Annotated in this window: 13 protein-coding genes; 5 read left to right on the plus strand and 8 right to left on the minus strand. The window is 65.5% G+C overall.

Going from position 1 to position 14954, the window contains the following annotated elements; translation table 11 throughout:
• Positions 1–31 precede the first annotated feature (31 nt).
• The 6 genes from AC1MDG_RS20775 to AC1MDG_RS20800 form a co-directional block, all read right to left on the minus strand.
• Positions 32–1120 carry a Gfo/Idh/MocA family protein gene (locus AC1MDG_RS20775; protein ID WP_479806573.1) on the minus strand — a complete coding sequence of 363 codons (1089 nt, stop codon included), beginning with the start codon at positions 1118–1120 and terminating at the stop codon, positions 32–34.
• 109 nt (positions 1121–1229) lie between these two features.
• Entirely contained in the window at positions 1230–2939 is a 1710-nt protein-coding gene (locus tag AC1MDG_RS20780; protein ID WP_209741926.1) for an ABC transporter family substrate-binding protein, read from the minus strand.
• 55 nt (positions 2940–2994) lie between these two features.
• Entirely contained in the window at positions 2995–5250 is a 2256-nt protein-coding gene (locus AC1MDG_RS20785; RefSeq protein WP_479806575.1) for a dipeptide ABC transporter ATP-binding protein, read from the minus strand.
• Positions 5247–6263: an ABC transporter permease gene (locus tag AC1MDG_RS20790; RefSeq protein WP_479806576.1), complete on the minus strand. Its 1017-nt coding sequence runs from the start codon at positions 6261–6263 to the stop codon at positions 5247–5249. Before AC1MDG_RS20790 ends, AC1MDG_RS20785 begins: the two co-directional genes overlap by 4 nt.
• 2 nt (positions 6264–6265) lie before the next feature.
• Positions 6266–7252: an ABC transporter permease gene (locus AC1MDG_RS20795; protein WP_479806577.1), complete on the minus strand. Its 987-nt coding sequence runs from the start codon at positions 7250–7252 to the stop codon at positions 6266–6268.
• A 360-nt stretch (positions 7253–7612) separates the two neighbouring features.
• Positions 7613–8266: a TetR/AcrR family transcriptional regulator gene (locus AC1MDG_RS20800; protein WP_479806579.1), complete on the minus strand. Its 654-nt coding sequence runs from the start codon at positions 8264–8266 to the stop codon at positions 7613–7615.
• Between the two features lie 126 nt (positions 8267–8392).
• On the opposite strand from AC1MDG_RS20800, the gene AC1MDG_RS20805 reads away from it, so the two are divergent.
• A complete protein-coding gene (locus tag AC1MDG_RS20805; protein WP_479806581.1) occupies positions 8393–8959 on the plus strand; it encodes an NAD(P)H-dependent oxidoreductase in 567 nt (188 codons plus the stop codon).
• A 294-nt stretch (positions 8960–9253) separates the two neighbouring features.
• The gene (locus AC1MDG_RS20810; RefSeq protein ID WP_479806583.1) at positions 9254–9967 is read left to right on the plus strand and encodes a GerMN domain-containing protein; all 714 of its coding nucleotides are present in this window, start codon (positions 9254–9256) and stop codon (positions 9965–9967) included.
• 51 nt (positions 9968–10018) lie between these two features.
• On the opposite strand, the gene AC1MDG_RS20815 is transcribed toward AC1MDG_RS20810, so the two are convergent.
• The gene (locus AC1MDG_RS20815; protein WP_479806585.1) at positions 10019–10864 is read right to left on the minus strand and encodes an isocitrate lyase/PEP mutase family protein; all 846 of its coding nucleotides are present in this window, start codon (positions 10862–10864) and stop codon (positions 10019–10021) included.
• A gap of 123 nt (positions 10865–10987) precedes the next feature.
• Between AC1MDG_RS20815 and AC1MDG_RS20820 the strand changes: the two genes are divergently transcribed.
• Complete coding sequence (locus AC1MDG_RS20820; protein WP_479806587.1) at positions 10988–12280, plus strand: aminotransferase-like domain-containing protein; 1293 nt, start codon at positions 10988–10990, stop codon at positions 12278–12280.
• 67 nt (positions 12281–12347) lie between these two features.
• A complete protein-coding gene (locus tag AC1MDG_RS20825; protein WP_479806589.1) occupies positions 12348–12779 on the plus strand; it encodes a universal stress protein in 432 nt (143 codons plus the stop codon).
• Between the two features lie 7 nt (positions 12780–12786).
• On the opposite strand, the gene AC1MDG_RS20830 is transcribed toward AC1MDG_RS20825, so the two are convergent.
• Positions 12787–14379: an AMP-binding protein gene (locus tag AC1MDG_RS20830; protein WP_479806591.1), complete on the minus strand. Its 1593-nt coding sequence runs from the start codon at positions 14377–14379 to the stop codon at positions 12787–12789.
• 184 nt (positions 14380–14563) lie between these two features.
• Here AC1MDG_RS20830 and AC1MDG_RS20835 point away from each other — a divergent pair, with 184 nt between their 5' ends.
• Positions 14564–14944 carry a hypothetical protein gene (locus AC1MDG_RS20835; RefSeq protein WP_082049933.1) on the plus strand — a complete coding sequence of 127 codons (381 nt, stop codon included), beginning with the start codon at positions 14564–14566 and terminating at the stop codon, positions 14942–14944.
• Positions 14945–14954 lie beyond the last annotated feature (10 nt).

A 14954-nucleotide genomic window follows, 5' to 3' on the forward strand; every position in this document is an offset into this window, starting at 1 on the left:
GCCGGATGTCTGTCGTTCAGCGCAGTCTTGGTTAAGCCCTGCGCGTCGCCAGTTCCCGTGCTTGTTCGATGAGTTTGAGGACTTCGATCGGGCCTGCCGCGTCTACTGGTAGCGGCAGGGACGAGGTGGCGCCGCCGTCGTGGATTTTGTCGGCAAGGATCCGGTAGAACTCCGGGTACGCTCCCCGCTCGGTGGACAGCCGGTCCAGATGTCCGTCGCGCCCCAGCGATCCGGCCCATTCGGCGTCCTCCACACCGTATTCCTCGTCGAGGGGCCCTCCCCCGGCCACAATGTACGGCTCCTGCGGGTCGACGCCGTGTTTGGTAAAGCCGCCTTCCGACCCCAGAAGCCGGTAGCGGGGTCCCTGCTGGGCGCACAGCATGTTCATCCAGAGATGGCTGATCACGCCGGATTCGTGCTGCAGTGCCACAAAGACGTCGTCGTCGGTCTTTTCTCCCTGCCGCCGGGCCCGGAGTTCCGCGTGCGTCACCGTGGCGGGTCCGAACAACTGCAGGGCCTGGTCCAGGAGGTGGGATCCGAGGTCAAAAAGCACCCCGCCGCCGTCGTCCGCGGTGGCGTCCGCTTTCCACGCCTTGGAGACTTCGGGGGACCAACGCTCAAACCGGGACTCGAACCGGGTCACGTTGCCTAGGGCGCCCCCTTCCACCAGCCCCCTCACCGTGAGGTAGTCGCCGTCCCAGCGGCGGTTCTGGAACACAGTCAGCACCCGTCCCAGTCGCGCGGCAAGCTCCAGAAGTTCCTGTCCGTCGGCGCTGCGCACCGCAAAAGGCTTGTCAACGACGACGTCGAGCCCCGCCTCCAGCGCGGCTTTCGTCAGCGGGTAGTGCGTGGCCGGCGGCGTCCCCAGGACCAGCAGGTCCAGCTCGCCGGCGATCGCCAGGATGTCGTCAGGAGTGTTTACCAGGCGCGCGGCCGGGTAGCTGCCGGCCGCGTCGGACTGCCTCCCGGCGTCGGACGTTGCAATGACGTCCAGGGAGTAGGCCTGATTGGCGGCGATCAACGGGGCGTGGAACACCCGGCCGGACAACCCAAAGCCGGCCACCGCCGTCCGGATCACGGGCTTGCCCTGGCCGGTGCCCGGAGTTGCTGCTGTGGTCATGGAACCAACGCTACCCCCGGAGAGGAGTTACGGGGACGGCGAAGGCCGGCACCCCCGTGTGAAGAGATCACGGAAATGCCGGCCCTGGCGTTAGCGCAGCGTTGCTTTGTTACTTCTTCTCCCAGCCGAGGCTGGTCCAGTCCGGAACCTGGGACAGGCTCTTGAACAGGGACGGGCCGTAGTTTGCCAGGCCCGTGCGGACGAACGAGATCTGCGGTCCGTTCATCACAACACCCATGGAGAAGTACTTGGCCATGTGCTTCCTTTCAACCTCCATGGCCGCCTTGTTGCGCTCGGCGTTGTCCTCGATGCTGCTGAGGGCCTTGATCTCGGCGTCCAGCTCCGCGTCGCCCAAGCCGTTCTCGTTGGTCTTGGAGTCGTAGAACTGCTTGACCGCGTCCGTCGCGTCAGCGCCGACGGTGTAGCCGGAGACGCTCAGGAAGAAGTCGCGGCTTCCCAGAACCTTGCCGAAGTCGGCGGAGGCGCGCTGGTCGATCCCTACGTCCATGCCGCCGGCCTGGAGCTGCTTCTGCAGGGTCTGCACGAACGCCAGGGTGGTGGGGTCGTCGCCGAAGTTGCTGATCTTGAAGGCGGCCGGGACGCCGTCCTTCTCCATGATGCCCGCTGCATTGGGCTTGTAGCCGGCATCGGTCAGTACCTTCTTGGCTGCTTCGGCACCGGATTCCGTGGCCGGGTAGTTGTCCTGGTAGTACTTGGAGAACGGCAGCAGCATCATGGAGCCGGAGCTGGTCTCTTCCCAGTTCAGGCCGTTGAAGCGGACCTTGCGCAGCGCTTCGCGGTCCACGGCGGTGAAGATCGCCTTGCGGATGGCGACGTCGGTCATCGGAGCCTTCTGGGCGTTGAGGTTCAGGCCGCCCGCGAACAGCCGCTGGCCGCGGCGGACCTCTGAATCCTTGGTGCCGTCGAGCTGCTTGTACAGCGCGATGGTGTTGGCGGAGACGCCATCGATTTCACCGTTCTTGAACGCTGCAATCTGGGCGCTGGTCTCCAGCTGGCGGAACACCACCTTGTCCAGCACCGGCTTGGTGCCCCACCACTTGTCGTTCTGCGCCAGGGTCACGGTCTTGGCGGCGCTGTCGTACTGGTCCAGCTTGAAGGGGCCGGCCATCCATTCCGGGTGCATGTCGCCGGTAAAGCCGGTGTTGAAGATTTCCGGCGTATTCACGGCCGGGTGGATCAGGCCCGTGAAAAGGGCATCCAGGGGGAATACCGGCTGGGTGGTGGTGACCACAACTTCCTTGTCGCTGGAACCAGCCTTCACGGAGTCAACGAACTCGTACGCGCCGGAGCTGACGATGTCGATGTCCTTGTTTTCACCCTTGAGCATGTTCCAGGTGTTCTGGAAGGCCTTGACGTCGATCGGCGTGCCGTCGTTGTAGGTGGCTTTCTCGTTCACCTTGATGGTGATGGTCTGCTTGCCGTCTTTGACCTCGCTCTTGACGTCTTCGCAGAAGTCCTTGTTCGGCGTGGCCGTGCCGTCGAAGTCGAAGTTCCAGCAGCCCCAGGTTCCCGCACCATCGATGGGGCGGTGCAGCGCGGTGTTGTCCGCACTGTTGCCGTTGTTGGAAAAGCCGTTGAAGTCCGGACCGATGTTGCCCAGCGGAAGCGTCACGGTGCCGCCCGGCTCAAGGTCCTTGGCGTCCTTGGCGTTGATGCTGATCAGCTTGGTGAGGTCGCTGCCGGCTTCCTGGCCTTTGCCTGCCTCGGGGCCGGAGGAGGTCCCGCCTCCGCCGCAGCCTGTGAGCGCAAGTGCAGCCGTTACGGCGGCCACCCCGCCAATCTTGGTCAGATTCTTCATGGTTTTCCCTTCATTTTTTGGTGCGAGAGTTGGTGCTTTGGGGGATTCGGGCAAGTCATGGGCTTTCGTGGACAACAAGCATGTCCGCGTCGAGTTCGCCGTCCGGGAAGAAGCAGGCGAACTGCTGGTCCGTCGCCGGCCGGCCGGCGTCTTGGGCCGGCGCCGGGGCCGATCGCGGCGGGGCGACAGTTTCCAGGGGCGGCTCGAGCGTGAGGCATTTTCCCTGCTTCACGGCGGGAAGCGCGGCGAACACCGGGCAGCGGGTGGCGAAGTTGCAGCCCTTCGGCGCATCCAGCGGCGAGGGGAGATCCCCCTGCAGGATGATGCGTTCGCGGGTCCGTTCCAGCTGCGGGTCCGGCACCGGGATCGCGGACAGGAGTGCCCGGGTGTAGGGGTGGCGCGGGTTGTCGAAGACGCTGTCCACGTTCCCGATTTCCACGATCTTGCCCAGGTACATCACGGCCACGCGGTTGGAGATGTGGCGCACCACGGAGAGGTCGTGCGCCACCATGAGGTAGCTCAGGCCGAGTTCTGCGCGTAGCTTGTCCAGCAGGTTGATGACGCCCGCCTGCACGGACACGTCCAGCGCTGACACGGGCTCGTCGAGGACCACCAGCTTGGGATTGACCGCGAGCGCGCGGGCAATGCCGATGCGCTGCCGCTGGCCGCCGGAGAACTGGTTGGGGAAGCGGTTGACGTGATCCGGCTGGAGGCCAACCAGCTCCATCAGTTCCATGATGCGTTTCCGGATCGCGGGCTTGGCCAGGCCGGCGTTCTCGAGCGGCTCGGACAGGACTTCAAAGACCGTGAAGCGCGGATCGAGTGCACCGGTGGGGTCCTGGAACACCATCTGGAGTTCCTTGCGCATGGCAGCCTTGGTCCGGGCATCGGACGCCGCCTTGTTGCTCAGCCCGCCGATGGTCACCTCGCCGTCCTGGTCCTTGTGGAACTCCATGATTTCCAGCAGGGTGGTGGTTTTACCGCAGCCGGACTCGCCCACGATTGAGAAGCACTCGCCTTCGCGGATATCGAAGCTCAGCCCGTCCACGGCCTTCACCGTGCCGATCCGACGTTTGATGAGCGAGCCCTTCAGCAGCGGGAAGTGCTTCCGGACGTCCCGCAGTTCCAGGACTGTCCTGCGCTCCTGCCGCGGAACGGCATCGAAGCGGGAGACCGGAACGGCCGGGGCCTGGAAAATCTCGTGGACATCCACTTCCGCGCCAAGGGAGTCCGTCTTGATGCAGGCCGCCTTGTGGGCGCCGCTGCCGGCGGGGCCGTTCCCCGCTGCCCGCGGTCCGCTGACCGGCCACAGCTCCGGTTCGCCCTGCAGGCAGGCGTCACTCGCCAGGGGGCACCGGGGCGCGAAGGAACACCCGGTGGGGGCGTGGATCAGGTTGGGCGGAATGCCCTCGATGGGCACCAGCGAGGACTTTTCCGCGACGTCCACGCGGGGCACTGCGCCCAGCAGGCCCATGGTGTAGGGCATCCGTGGGCTGTAGTAGATGTCGTCCACGCTGCCGGTCTCCACCGGCTTTCCCGCGTACATCACCATAATGTCGTCCGCCATGCCGGCCACCACGCCGAGGTCGTGCGTGATCATCACGACGGCGGCTCCGGTCTCTTCCTGCGCGGTGTGGAGCACCTCCAGGACCTGCGCCTGGATGGTGACGTCCAGCGCCGTCGTCGGCTCATCCGCGATGAGCACCCGCGGGTTGTTGGCAATCGCGATGGCGATCATCACGCGCTGGCGCATGCCGCCGGAAAATTCGTGTGGAAACGCCTTCAGGCGGTCCTTCGGGCTGGGAATGCCCACCATGCGAAGGAGTTCGACGGCGCGGGCCTCCTTGGCCTGTTTGCTCATCTTGGGGTGGTGGACCGTCAGCGCCTCGATGATCTGGTGGCCCACCGTGTACACGGGCGTCAGGGAAGAGAGCGGGTCCTGGAAGACCATGGCGATGTCGTTACCGCGGTACCCGCACATGGCCTTGTCACTGAGGCCCAGCAGTTCCTTGCCGTTCAACCGCACCGAGCCGGTGACCTCGGCCGTCGCGGGGAGCAGGCCCATGATGGCCAGGGAGGTCACGGATTTACCTGAACCGGACTCCCCCACGATGCCCAGGGTCTTGCCCGGAAGGAGGTCGAAGTCCACGCCGCGGACCGCGTGGACAACGCCGTTCTCCGAGTTGAACCGGACGTTGAGGTCCCTGACGGACAGGACGGCATCCGCGGGGCCATCACCCGGCGCGTGCAGCCCTGCGACGTGCAGTCGTTCCGCAGTCGTTTCCGTGCTGGCGGTGGTTTCGCTGCTCATTTGCTCTTCTTTGCTGTGGTCTTGGGTGTATTGCCCGTCCGGGCCATTCCCTTTTTGGCGCTGCCCTTTTTGGCGCTGCCCACGGAGCTTGAGCTGGGATCGAACGCATCGCGCAGCCCGTCATTCATCATGGCCAGCGAACCCGTCAGCAGGAACATCACCACCAGCGGAACCCAGAACATCCAGGGAAAGGTGGACACCTGCGACGTGGCTTGGCCTATCAGCACGCCCAGGCTGACATCGGGGACCTTGATGCCGATGCCGATGAAGGAGAAGGCGACCTCAGCCAGGATGGCTCCGGTCACGCCGCGGGTGATGTCCAGGACCAGCAGGGATCCGATGTTGGGCACCAGGTGCCGCCAGACGATCCGACGGGCGGGGATGCCCATGTATTGGGCGGCCTTGACGAAGTCCCGCTGCATCAGCGACATCGAGAGGGAACGGATGAGGCGCGCGGTACCCATCCAGCTGAAGACCAGGAGCACGATGATCAGCAGCAGCCAGCTGGGAAGGTTCTCGCGGAGGCCGTTGCCGCCGCCGCTCGTGGCCACCGCAACCACCAGCAGGGCCGGCATCATGATCAGGGCCTCGAGGACAAAGAGCATGACCTTGTCCACCTTGCCGCCGAAGTACGCCATGGTGCAGCCGTAGACGGCAGCGATCAGCACCGAGTCCAGCCCCACCACCAGTCCGATGAGGATGGAGATCCGGGTGCCTTCCACCACCAGGGCGTAGAGGTCGATGCCCGCCTGGGACGTGCCCAGCAGGTGCTCCGCGGACGGCGGCATGCCGATATTGAAGGGGTCGATGGTTTCCTTGTCCCAGGGGGAGAAGAAACCTCCCACGAAGGAGAAGACCGTAAGGGCAATGAAGATGACCAGGCCGGCAACAGCTGTCTTGTTCCGCAGGAAACGACGCAGGATGATCGCGGATTTGGCGATTACGACGTCGTCGTTCTCGATCCTTGCTTCCTCGGCGACGGCCGCGGGGTCTATCGCGTTCAGGTTGGTCATGGCTACTGCACCCGCACTCTCGGGTCGACAAGGGTGGTGGCGAAGTCCGCGAGGATGGCTCCGATCGCGAAAATCACCGAGCCGTAGGCCAAGGTGGCCGTGGCCGCGTTCACGTCCTGCAGGGCGATCGCGTCGATGCTCCAGGAGCCGACGCCGTGCCAGGCGAAGATCTTCTCGGCAAAAAATCCGCCGGCGAAGATGGCCGGAATGGTGAACGCAATGCTTTGCGCCACCGGGATGAACGAGACCCGAAGGGCATGGCGGGTGATGGCCTGGTTGCGGGTGAGGCCCTTGGCCCGGGCCGTCCGGACAAAGTCGGCGTTGACGTTGTCCAGCAGGTACTGGCGCTGGGCGATCTGGTAGGTCCCCCAGCCCACGATGGTGATGGCAAACGTGGGCACGGCGTAGTGGGCCAGCATGTCCACAAACTGGACCCAGCCGTTGCCTTCCAGCCCCGGGGTGGAGATGCCGGTGACGAACAGAATCCGTTCGCCGACCGTTTCGTTGATGTTGATGGCACCGAGCTGGACCAGGAAGTAGGCGATCGGCGCGGGCACGATGTACACAAGGTAGCTGTAGGAGGTGATTGCGCGGTCGGAAAACTTGTACTGCCGGGCGGCGGTGTACACGCCCAGTGCCACGCCGATGATCAGGGTGAGGACTATCGAGGCCAGGAACAGCCGGGTGGAGATCCATACGCGGTCCCCGAACTCGGCGTTGATGAAAGCGCCGTTGGGGCTTCGGCCCCAGTCCCACCGCGTGACCACCGCCGTGAGCCAGTCAACGTAGCGCTCCCACGGGCTGAGCGTCGGGTCCAGGCCCTTGAGACGGAAGGAGTTTGCCACCTGCTCGGGCGTCGGCCGCGGGATCCGTTCCTGTTCCAGCAACGCGGGCTGCAGCGTGCTGACGGCGAGGAAGTACCCCGCCGACGTGGTCAGGAAGATCATGAGCAGGTAGGTGGCTGCCCTTTTGGCGAGGTAACGGAACATGTCTGCCTAGCTCAGGATCGCCGGCGCCAGTTCCACGCCGTGCAGTGACGGCGGCGCTTGGGAGGCGCCGTCCCGGGCGGGTGTCATATCAGCAATCACAGCAGTCGATCCTTCCGTCATCCCCCGAACCGGCAGGGGGTCCGCCGCCGATCCGGGATCATGGCCAGCGGGTGTCTGGCCGCCCGCGAGCCCCTGGGGGCCGTGTCCTTGTGGACTATGTTGCGGGTCACATTCCAGAGGAAACTACCACATATGCAGGGGCCTCCAAGGTGCGTCAAAGCGGAACACGGGCGGCCTGTATCAGATCGTTATGAATAAATCACGATGATTGATTTGAGCGGCCCGGATGCGGTCCGCGGATTACCGGTCGCCCGCGGAAGTATCGTCCATCGGGTCAGCAACGCCGCCGGGACAGCTCACCACGCGGGTGACCAGTTCGCGCCAGGACTCGGCGAGCCGCTCGGGTGCTACGTGGTGCACCCGCACCGCGTAGAGCAGCCGCTCCGGATCCAGGGTGGAGCTCAGGGACATCGCCATCAGCCAGGGGTCGGCGGTCACGCCGGCCGCCCGCAGGAGCATTTCGATATGCCGGTGCCAGAGCACGGCCGCCGGCACGTCGAAACGGTTGTAGGCGGAGGAGTCCGCAGCCCGGGCCAGCTCGCCGTATTCCAGGACATAGGAAATCCGCTCGGCACCGAACGCCACGAGCCGGTCCCGCGGCGGCGCGCCCGGGCCCAGCGGCGGCGGCCCGAACATGAACCGGCCCTGAAACTCGGCCTCCGAATCGCTGAGCAGCGTCATCATGAGCCCTGCCCGGGAGCCGAACCGCCGGAAGACGGTGCCTTTGCCGACGCCTGCCCGCTCGGCCAGGCGGTCCATGGTGAGGCCGTCCGCCCCGCACTCCTCAATGAGTTCGCGGGCAGCCTTGAGAAGCAGCTCCCGGTTACGGGCGGCGTCGCTGCGTTCCGATTCCCCGGCCAACGGCGATCCGGAGCGGATTGGGATGAGGCTCACAGAAATTATTCTAGTCCGGGGAATAACATACGGACCGTAGTCCGTTTAGCATGAGTGAAGGCACTCACCAGCCTCCATGATCAACCAGCCTGCGGACCCTCCCGCGGCCAGAAACTAGGAGTTCACATGTCCAAGAGCACCGTACTCACCCTGGTCGGCAGCCTGCGCGCCGAATCCACCAACCACAAGCTCGCCGAGGCCATCCAGCTGAACGCGCCGGAGCAGGTTGAAGTTGTTATCCACGAAAGCCTGGGCAACATCCCGTTCTACAACGAAGACATCGACGTCGAGGGCCAGGTTCCGGCCGCAGCCGCAGCCCTGCGCGCCGCCGCCAACGAGGCCGACGTCCTGCTGCTGGTCACGCCGGAGCACAACGGAACCGTGCCGGCGTCGCTGAAGAACGCGATTGACTGGCTGTCCCGTCCGTTTGGTGCCGGCGCCCTTGCCGGCAAGCCCACCGCGGTCGTCGGGACCGCTTTCGGCCAGTACGGCGGAGTCTGGGCGCAGGACGAAGCCCGCAAGGCTGTCGGCATCGCCGGCGCCCAGGTGCTCGAGGACGCCAAGCTGGCCGTACCCGGCTCCATGGTCCGCTTCGCCGAAGTCCACCCCAAGGACGACGCCGAAGTTGTGGAGCAGATCAAGGGCGTGTTCGAAGCCCTGGCAAATGCCGGAACAGCCGCCGAAGCAGCCTGATTCACCGCATTTAGCGCACCCAACGCCCCCGGCATCTGCCGGGGGCGTTTGCGCGTCACCATTCCGTGATCGAGCTGACGCAGAACCGTCACTCGGCATATATTCCGTGCACAGGGGCGCCGCCGTAACGTGGAGACGGGGACGTGCGAGAGCTGAAAGAGCGGTGCGTTCATGATGTTCACGCCTGGGGTCCGGGCATGTGCGGCGGCGGCCGCGTTGATTCTTCCACTGTGGCTCGGCTCGTGCTCGACGTCTGGGCCGGCACCGGAGAATTCGGCAGTTAGGCCAGGCCTCATGCCGGAACCACAACCCCTTCCGGCGCCATTTCCCGCGACCACCAGCGCCGACGCCCCACCCCCGGCGGCGTCCTCCTCCGGGCCGGCCCTTGCCGCTTCCAGCATGGCGGCTAAACCCAGGACGGGTGGCAGCATCACCGCGCAGGCAGGCTCCAAAGCCGCCGCGGCCACTGACGATTCCACCGCGGTAAGCGCCCCCGGCAGTACGGCGTCGGGCACTCCAGCGGCAGGCGGCTCGGGCAACTCCGGCTCCGGGAGCCTGGCCGCGCCGGAGGAACCGGCCGCAGAGGGCAAGGCACTGCTGCGCGGCAAGCTCCCCGGCGGGACGCCGGTGTACTTCGTGGCAGTGGACGACGGCGGCAGCACCGGCGTACGGTTCGGCTGCAACGACAGCCTGGTGGCCGTTTTCCACAGCACCACGGCGGCGGAGGAACCGCTTCAGTCGGCCCTCGGAATCCTGTTGGGCGGCGGCGATCCCCCGGACGGACTGTACAACTCCCTGGATGACTCCACACTCAGTTACGTGTCCGCTTACTTCGACGGAACCACTGTGGTGGTAAACCTGACCGGAACGATCCGGCCCGGGGGCACCTGCGACATCCCGCGCCTGGAAGCGCAGCTTACGCACACGGCCGTGTCTGCCGTCGGCGCAGCGCGGGCGGAGATCTACGTGGACGGGCGGCGGCTGGCGGAGGCCGTGAGCCTCCGCTAGGCATCACCCCACAGCGCGAGGGGCGCGCCGGACAGACGGCGACTCTGATGGTCAGCTGCGCCGGAACAATTCATCCATGGCCTCGTGGCTGCGGGCGCCGGCCAGTTCGGACCAGTTGCCGTCCCCGAGCACGTCTTCGGCCACCCTGGAGACGGTGGCATACGCAGCCTTGGCAGTGTTGCCACCGATGCTGATCCGGCGGACGCCGGCGTCGTGCAGTTCCCCAACTGAGGGCGCACCCACGCCGGCGAGCGCATTCAAGGGCGCGCCAATCCGCCGGGACAGGTCATGGAGCACGTGCAGGTCCTGCACCCCGGGCACGAATATTCCGTTGGCTCCGGCGGCCAGGTATGCCTCCGCACGTCGGATCGTTTCCGTGAAGGCGTTGTCCGCAAAACGGCCGGACAGGTAGGTGTCGGTGCGCGCGTTGATAAACAGGTCAACGCCCTCTTCTTCCGCCACATGGCGGACGACGGCGATGCGGCGCGCCTGTTCTGCTACGTCAGTCAGCGGTTCGTCGCCGGAGTCCTCGAAGTTCACGCCGACCGCCCCGGCAGCCAGGACGCTGCGGATGGTTTCCCTAAGCTCACCGTCGTCGAAGGTGCCGCCGGGGCTGGCATAACCGGTCTCGATGTCCGCGGTGACGGGGAGCGCAGTGGAGGCAGCGATCCGACGGAGGGCCGCCATGGCCAGTTCGCGCGGCAGGTGGTTGCCGTCCGGAAAGCCAAGGCTCCATGAGAGGGCCGAGCTGGAGGTGGCCAGCGCCGCTGCCCCGGCCTCCTCCACCAGCCGGGCAGACGCCACATCCCAGATATTCACCAGGACCAGTGGCGCAGTGCCTTGGTGCAGAGCGTGGAAGGCGGCGGACAGGGGTCCCAGGCGGCTGTGCGAAGTCATGGGTCTATTCCATGCCCTGCGCCGCCCAAGGTAAAGGAGCTTCGGGCGTGCACCCGGAAAGGTCCGCAACTTCTTATCAACAAACGTTGCCTCATTGGCAACATATGGTTGTATCCTGTGAATGTGACCCACGAAACACTTGATGCTGCCGCCGATGTCCTGCCGGCCGAAGCAATTGACGCAATCGAACGCGCGGCTACGTCCGCCCACCGCCACGACGGACTTTTCTCGGAGCGCGCAGCCAATATCAAGCAGTCCGCCGTCCGCGACGTCTTTGACATCTCGCTCCGCCCGGGCCTGGTGTCGCTGGCCGGCGGCAGCCCCTACCTGCAGTCCCTGCCGCTGGAACGGCTGGGCCAGACGGCAGCGAAGATCATCTCCGAACAGGGCCTGACCGCACTTCAGTACGGCAACGGCCAGGGGACCGAAGAGCTCCGCACCCAGATCTGCGAGGTGATGGCAGCAGAGGGCATCCTCGATGCGGACCCCCGGAACGTAGTGATCACTGCGGGTTCCCAATCAGCCCAGGACGTCGCCACGAAGGTGTTCTGCAACCCCGGTGACGTAGTGCTGGTGGAAGACCCCACCTATGTGGGCGCCCTGAATACCTTCGAGGCGTACCAGGTGGAGGTGGCCACGGTTCCCATGGATCAGCACGGCCTGGTGCCCGATCTCCTGGAAGCCCGGATTGCCGCCCTCCAGACCGCCGGCAAGAACATCAAGTTCCTCTACACGATTCCCAACTTCAACAACCCGTCCGGCATCACGCTCGCTGAGGAACGTCGGCAGCAAATCGTCGATATATGCCGCAAGGCGAATATCCTGGTCCTCGAAGACAATCCGTACGGCCTGCTCCGCTTCGACGGCAAGCCGCTGGCTCCCCTGCGGGCCGGCAATCCCGACGATGTCATCTATATGGGCTCGTTCTCCAAAATCTTCGCCCCCGGGCTGCGGATTGGCTGGGCCCTGGTGCCGGCGCACCTCCAGCGCCGCTATTACCTGGCGTCCGAAGCCGTGACGCTCTGCCCGTCGACGCTGAACCAGATGCTGGTCTCGGCCTACCTGCGTGACTACGACTGGAAAGGGCAGATCGAAACCTACCGCGGGCTCTATGCCGAGCGCTGCGAGGCCATGCTCGCCGCCTTGGAAGAGTACATGCCGGAGGGGCTCAGCTGGACCCGGCCCGAGGGCGGCTTCTTCGTCTGGGTAACGCTGCCCGAGGGTGTGGACACGTACCCGCTGCTGCGCAAGGCAATCGACGCCGGCGTCGTGTTCATCCCGGGAGCGGCATTCACGCATTCGGACGAACCGTCCAACAAGCTGCGCCTCGCTTTTAGTGCCGTTCCTCCCGAGATCATCGCCGAAGGCGTGCGGCGGCTTGCGCCGGTCCTGCGGGACGCCATCGCGGCGCTGTAGCCTGAATCATTACCGCACGCAGCCGGGCACTTCCCATTAGGCTGACCGATCCCTTAGGAGCAGGACTATGACCGGAGTTATTGTTGTCGGCGTTGACGGCAGTGAGACTGCCATGCGGGCCGCGGAAACAGCGCAAGGGCTTGCCGCGTCCCTGGAGGCTACCCTTCACGTGGTGACGGCGTTCGACAGCGACCGCACCGAGGTTTACGGCAGCGGCAGTGACCGGTTCATTGTCTCTGATGCCGGTGAGGCCGAGAAAGTAGCCAAGGACGTTGCGGGACGGCTGAGCAGGGAAGGCCTCAAGGTCACCTATTCAGCGGCCCGGGGCAAGCCGGCGGAGGCCCTGATCAAGGAAGCCGAGCGCTTCGACGCCCGCATGATCGTGGTGGGCAACCGCCGGATGCGCGGGCTCGGCCGGGTCCTGGGCAGTGTCGCCAACAGCGTGGCGCACAACGCACCGTGCGACGTCTACATCGCGAAGACGGACGTGGCCGACTAGCGCCTTCTTAGGCCGACTGGGCCGCCTTGAGCATCCTGCGCAGGATCTTGCCGGAGGCGGACTTGGGCACAGCCTCGATGAATTCCACCCGGCGGACCTTCTTGAAGGGCGCCACCCTGGAGGCCACGAAGTCGATGACGCCGGCTTCGTCGAGCGTGTCCCCTGCCCCGCCCGGCTGGCGCACGATGAAAGCCATCGGAACTTCCTGGCCGTCGGCGTCGGGCGTCCCGATCACGGCGGCGTCCGCGATGCCCGGGTGCGACAGCAGCAGCGCCTCAAGTTCCGCCGGGGCGATCTGGTAGCCCTTGTATTTGATGAGTTCCTTCAGCCGGTCGACAATGGTCACCACTCCGTCAGCGCGGACCGTGGCGATGTCGCCGGTGCGGAGGAAACCGTCCGCGTCCAGGGTCTCCGCCGTTTCCTCCGGGCGGTTGAGGTATCCCAGCATGACATTCGGTCCGCGGCAGAGCAGATGGCCCGGAGCGCTGGTTCCCTCTGCCGGGATCTCGATGTCCTCGCCGGTGGCGGGGTCCACCAGCCGGCATTCCATGTTGGGCACCGTGAACCCCACCGAGCTCACCGGAACGTCCAGGGCATCCGCCGGGATCAGGTGCGACACAGGACTCATCTCGGTCATCCCGTAGCCCTGCAGCACGCGGCACTGGAGACGTTCGGCAAGCGTCGCGCCGAGTTCACCGTCCAGCGGCGCAGCGCCCGACAGCGTGGTGTGGACGGAGCTGAGATCGTACTCGGCAACCAGCGGATGCTTGGACAGGGCCACGGCCACGGGCGGGGCGATGAACAAGTACGTGCATCGGTGGTCCTGGATGATGCGCAGGAACTCGGCGAGCTCGAAGCGGGGCATGGTGACCAGGCATGCCCGTTCCCGCAGGGCGAGGTTCAGCAGGACAGTCAGGCCGTAAATGTGGAAAAAGGGCAGCAGGGCGAGCAGCCTGTCCTGCGGACCCACCTTGAGCAGCCCGCGGGACTGTTCCACGTTGGCCACGAGGTTCCGGTGGCTGAGCTTCACGCCCTTCGGCCGCCCCGTGGTTCCGGACGAGTACGGCAGCACCGCTACGTGCGTCGCCGGGTCGAAGGAAACCGCGGGAGCCCGCACTCCGGCGGTGAGCAGGTCCTTCAGCGACGGGTGGCCGGCGGCGCCGTCGAGCACTACGAGCCGCTCCGCCGGGATCCCGGCGCGTTCAGCGGCTTCCTCGGCCCCCGGAAGCAGCGCGGATACCGTAAACAGCCAACTGGCCCCGGCGTCCTGCAGCTGATGGGTGATTTCATCGGCGGTGTACAGCGAGTTGATGGTGGTGATGGTGGCACCGGCACGGAGCAGTCCGTGGAAAACGGCAGCGAACGCCGGGACGTTGGGGCAGAGGATCGCGGCAACACCATTCGGCCCCAGTCCCAGGGCGGAGACGGCGCCCGCCACAGCGTCGATCTGTTCGAGCAGCTCGCGGTAGGTGGTTTGCGCACCGCTGCTGCCGTCCACGACGGCGGTCCGGTCCAGGTCCGCTTCTGCGAGGTCCCCGAAGAGGTACTCGTAAATGCTTTGGTCCGGGATGACCACATCCGAAAAAGGGCTTGAGAACACGCAACATCTCCTTTGATCCGCTCGGGCAGCTGCCGGTAAGTGACGGTAGCTGGTGCCACTCTAGTTCGGCGTGTCAAGGATGCAGCGCGCCCGGCTTGACCGGCGTCACTGCCCCTGGTGGGCAGCCTCACCCGTTTTTCGGCGGAATCACGCGGTTTACGGCGATAAAATTGGAAGGTGCTCGATGGTGCGGACATCCGAGTACCGACGACCCCAGGGGAACATCATTCTTACTCTTCAGCGCCGCCAGCTGGTCGGCCACGACATCCTTCTTGCCCGCCACGGGAACCACATCAGCACCATGCGGGTGGACCGCGCCAATGACCGGGTGATCGCGTTCCTCGACGACGGTTCAACGGACACTGCCCCTAATCTGATCGCGCCCGGCCTGGATCTTCCGGAGACTATCCGAAGCGTCATGCGCGATGACTGGAAGTTCTTCGCGGTAGTGACGGCGTGCGTCACCGGCTTTTCCGGCATGATGATCGCAGCGGCGGTCGCCCTGAGCGGGATGACCTCCGATCCGGCCCTGGCCCAGATGCTCTCGAACTACCCCGCCTACTAGGCCGCCACTG

It is taken from the genome of Arthrobacter sp. AIWTK1 (genome assembly GCF_056680535.1).

What these genes read in the sequence shown, in the direction of transcription:
- AC1MDG_RS20775 (WP_479806573.1), bottom strand. Translation starts at nt 1,120, where the DNA reads ATGACCACAGCAGCAACTCCGGGCACCGGCCAGGGCAAGCCCGTGATC.
- AC1MDG_RS20780 (WP_209741926.1), bottom strand. Translation starts at nt 2,939, where the DNA reads ATGAAGAATCTGACCAAGATTGGCGGGGTGGCCGCCGTAACGGCTGCA.
- AC1MDG_RS20785 (WP_479806575.1), bottom strand. Translation starts at nt 5,250, where the DNA reads ATGAGCAGCGAAACCACCGCCAGCACGGAAACGACTGCGGAACGACTG.
- AC1MDG_RS20790 (WP_479806576.1), bottom strand. Translation starts at nt 6,263, where the DNA reads ATGACCAACCTGAACGCGATAGACCCCGCGGCCGTCGCCGAGGAAGCA.
- AC1MDG_RS20795 (WP_479806577.1), bottom strand. Translation starts at nt 7,252, where the DNA reads ATGTTCCGTTACCTCGCCAAAAGGGCAGCCACCTACCTGCTCATGATC.
- AC1MDG_RS20805 (WP_479806581.1), top strand. Translation starts at nt 8,393, where the DNA reads ATGTCCAAGAGCACCGTACTCACCCTGGTCGGCAGCCTGCGCGCCGAA.
- AC1MDG_RS20810 (WP_479806583.1), top strand. Translation starts at nt 9,254, where the DNA reads ATGCCGGAACCACAACCCCTTCCGGCGCCATTTCCCGCGACCACCAGC.
- AC1MDG_RS20815 (WP_479806585.1), bottom strand. Translation starts at nt 10,864, where the DNA reads ATGACTTCGCACAGCCGCCTGGGACCCCTGTCCGCCGCCTTCCACGCT.
- AC1MDG_RS20825 (WP_479806589.1), top strand. Translation starts at nt 12,348, where the DNA reads ATGACCGGAGTTATTGTTGTCGGCGTTGACGGCAGTGAGACTGCCATG.
- AC1MDG_RS20835 (WP_082049933.1), top strand. Translation starts at nt 14,564, where the DNA reads ATGGTGCGGACATCCGAGTACCGACGACCCCAGGGGAACATCATTCTT.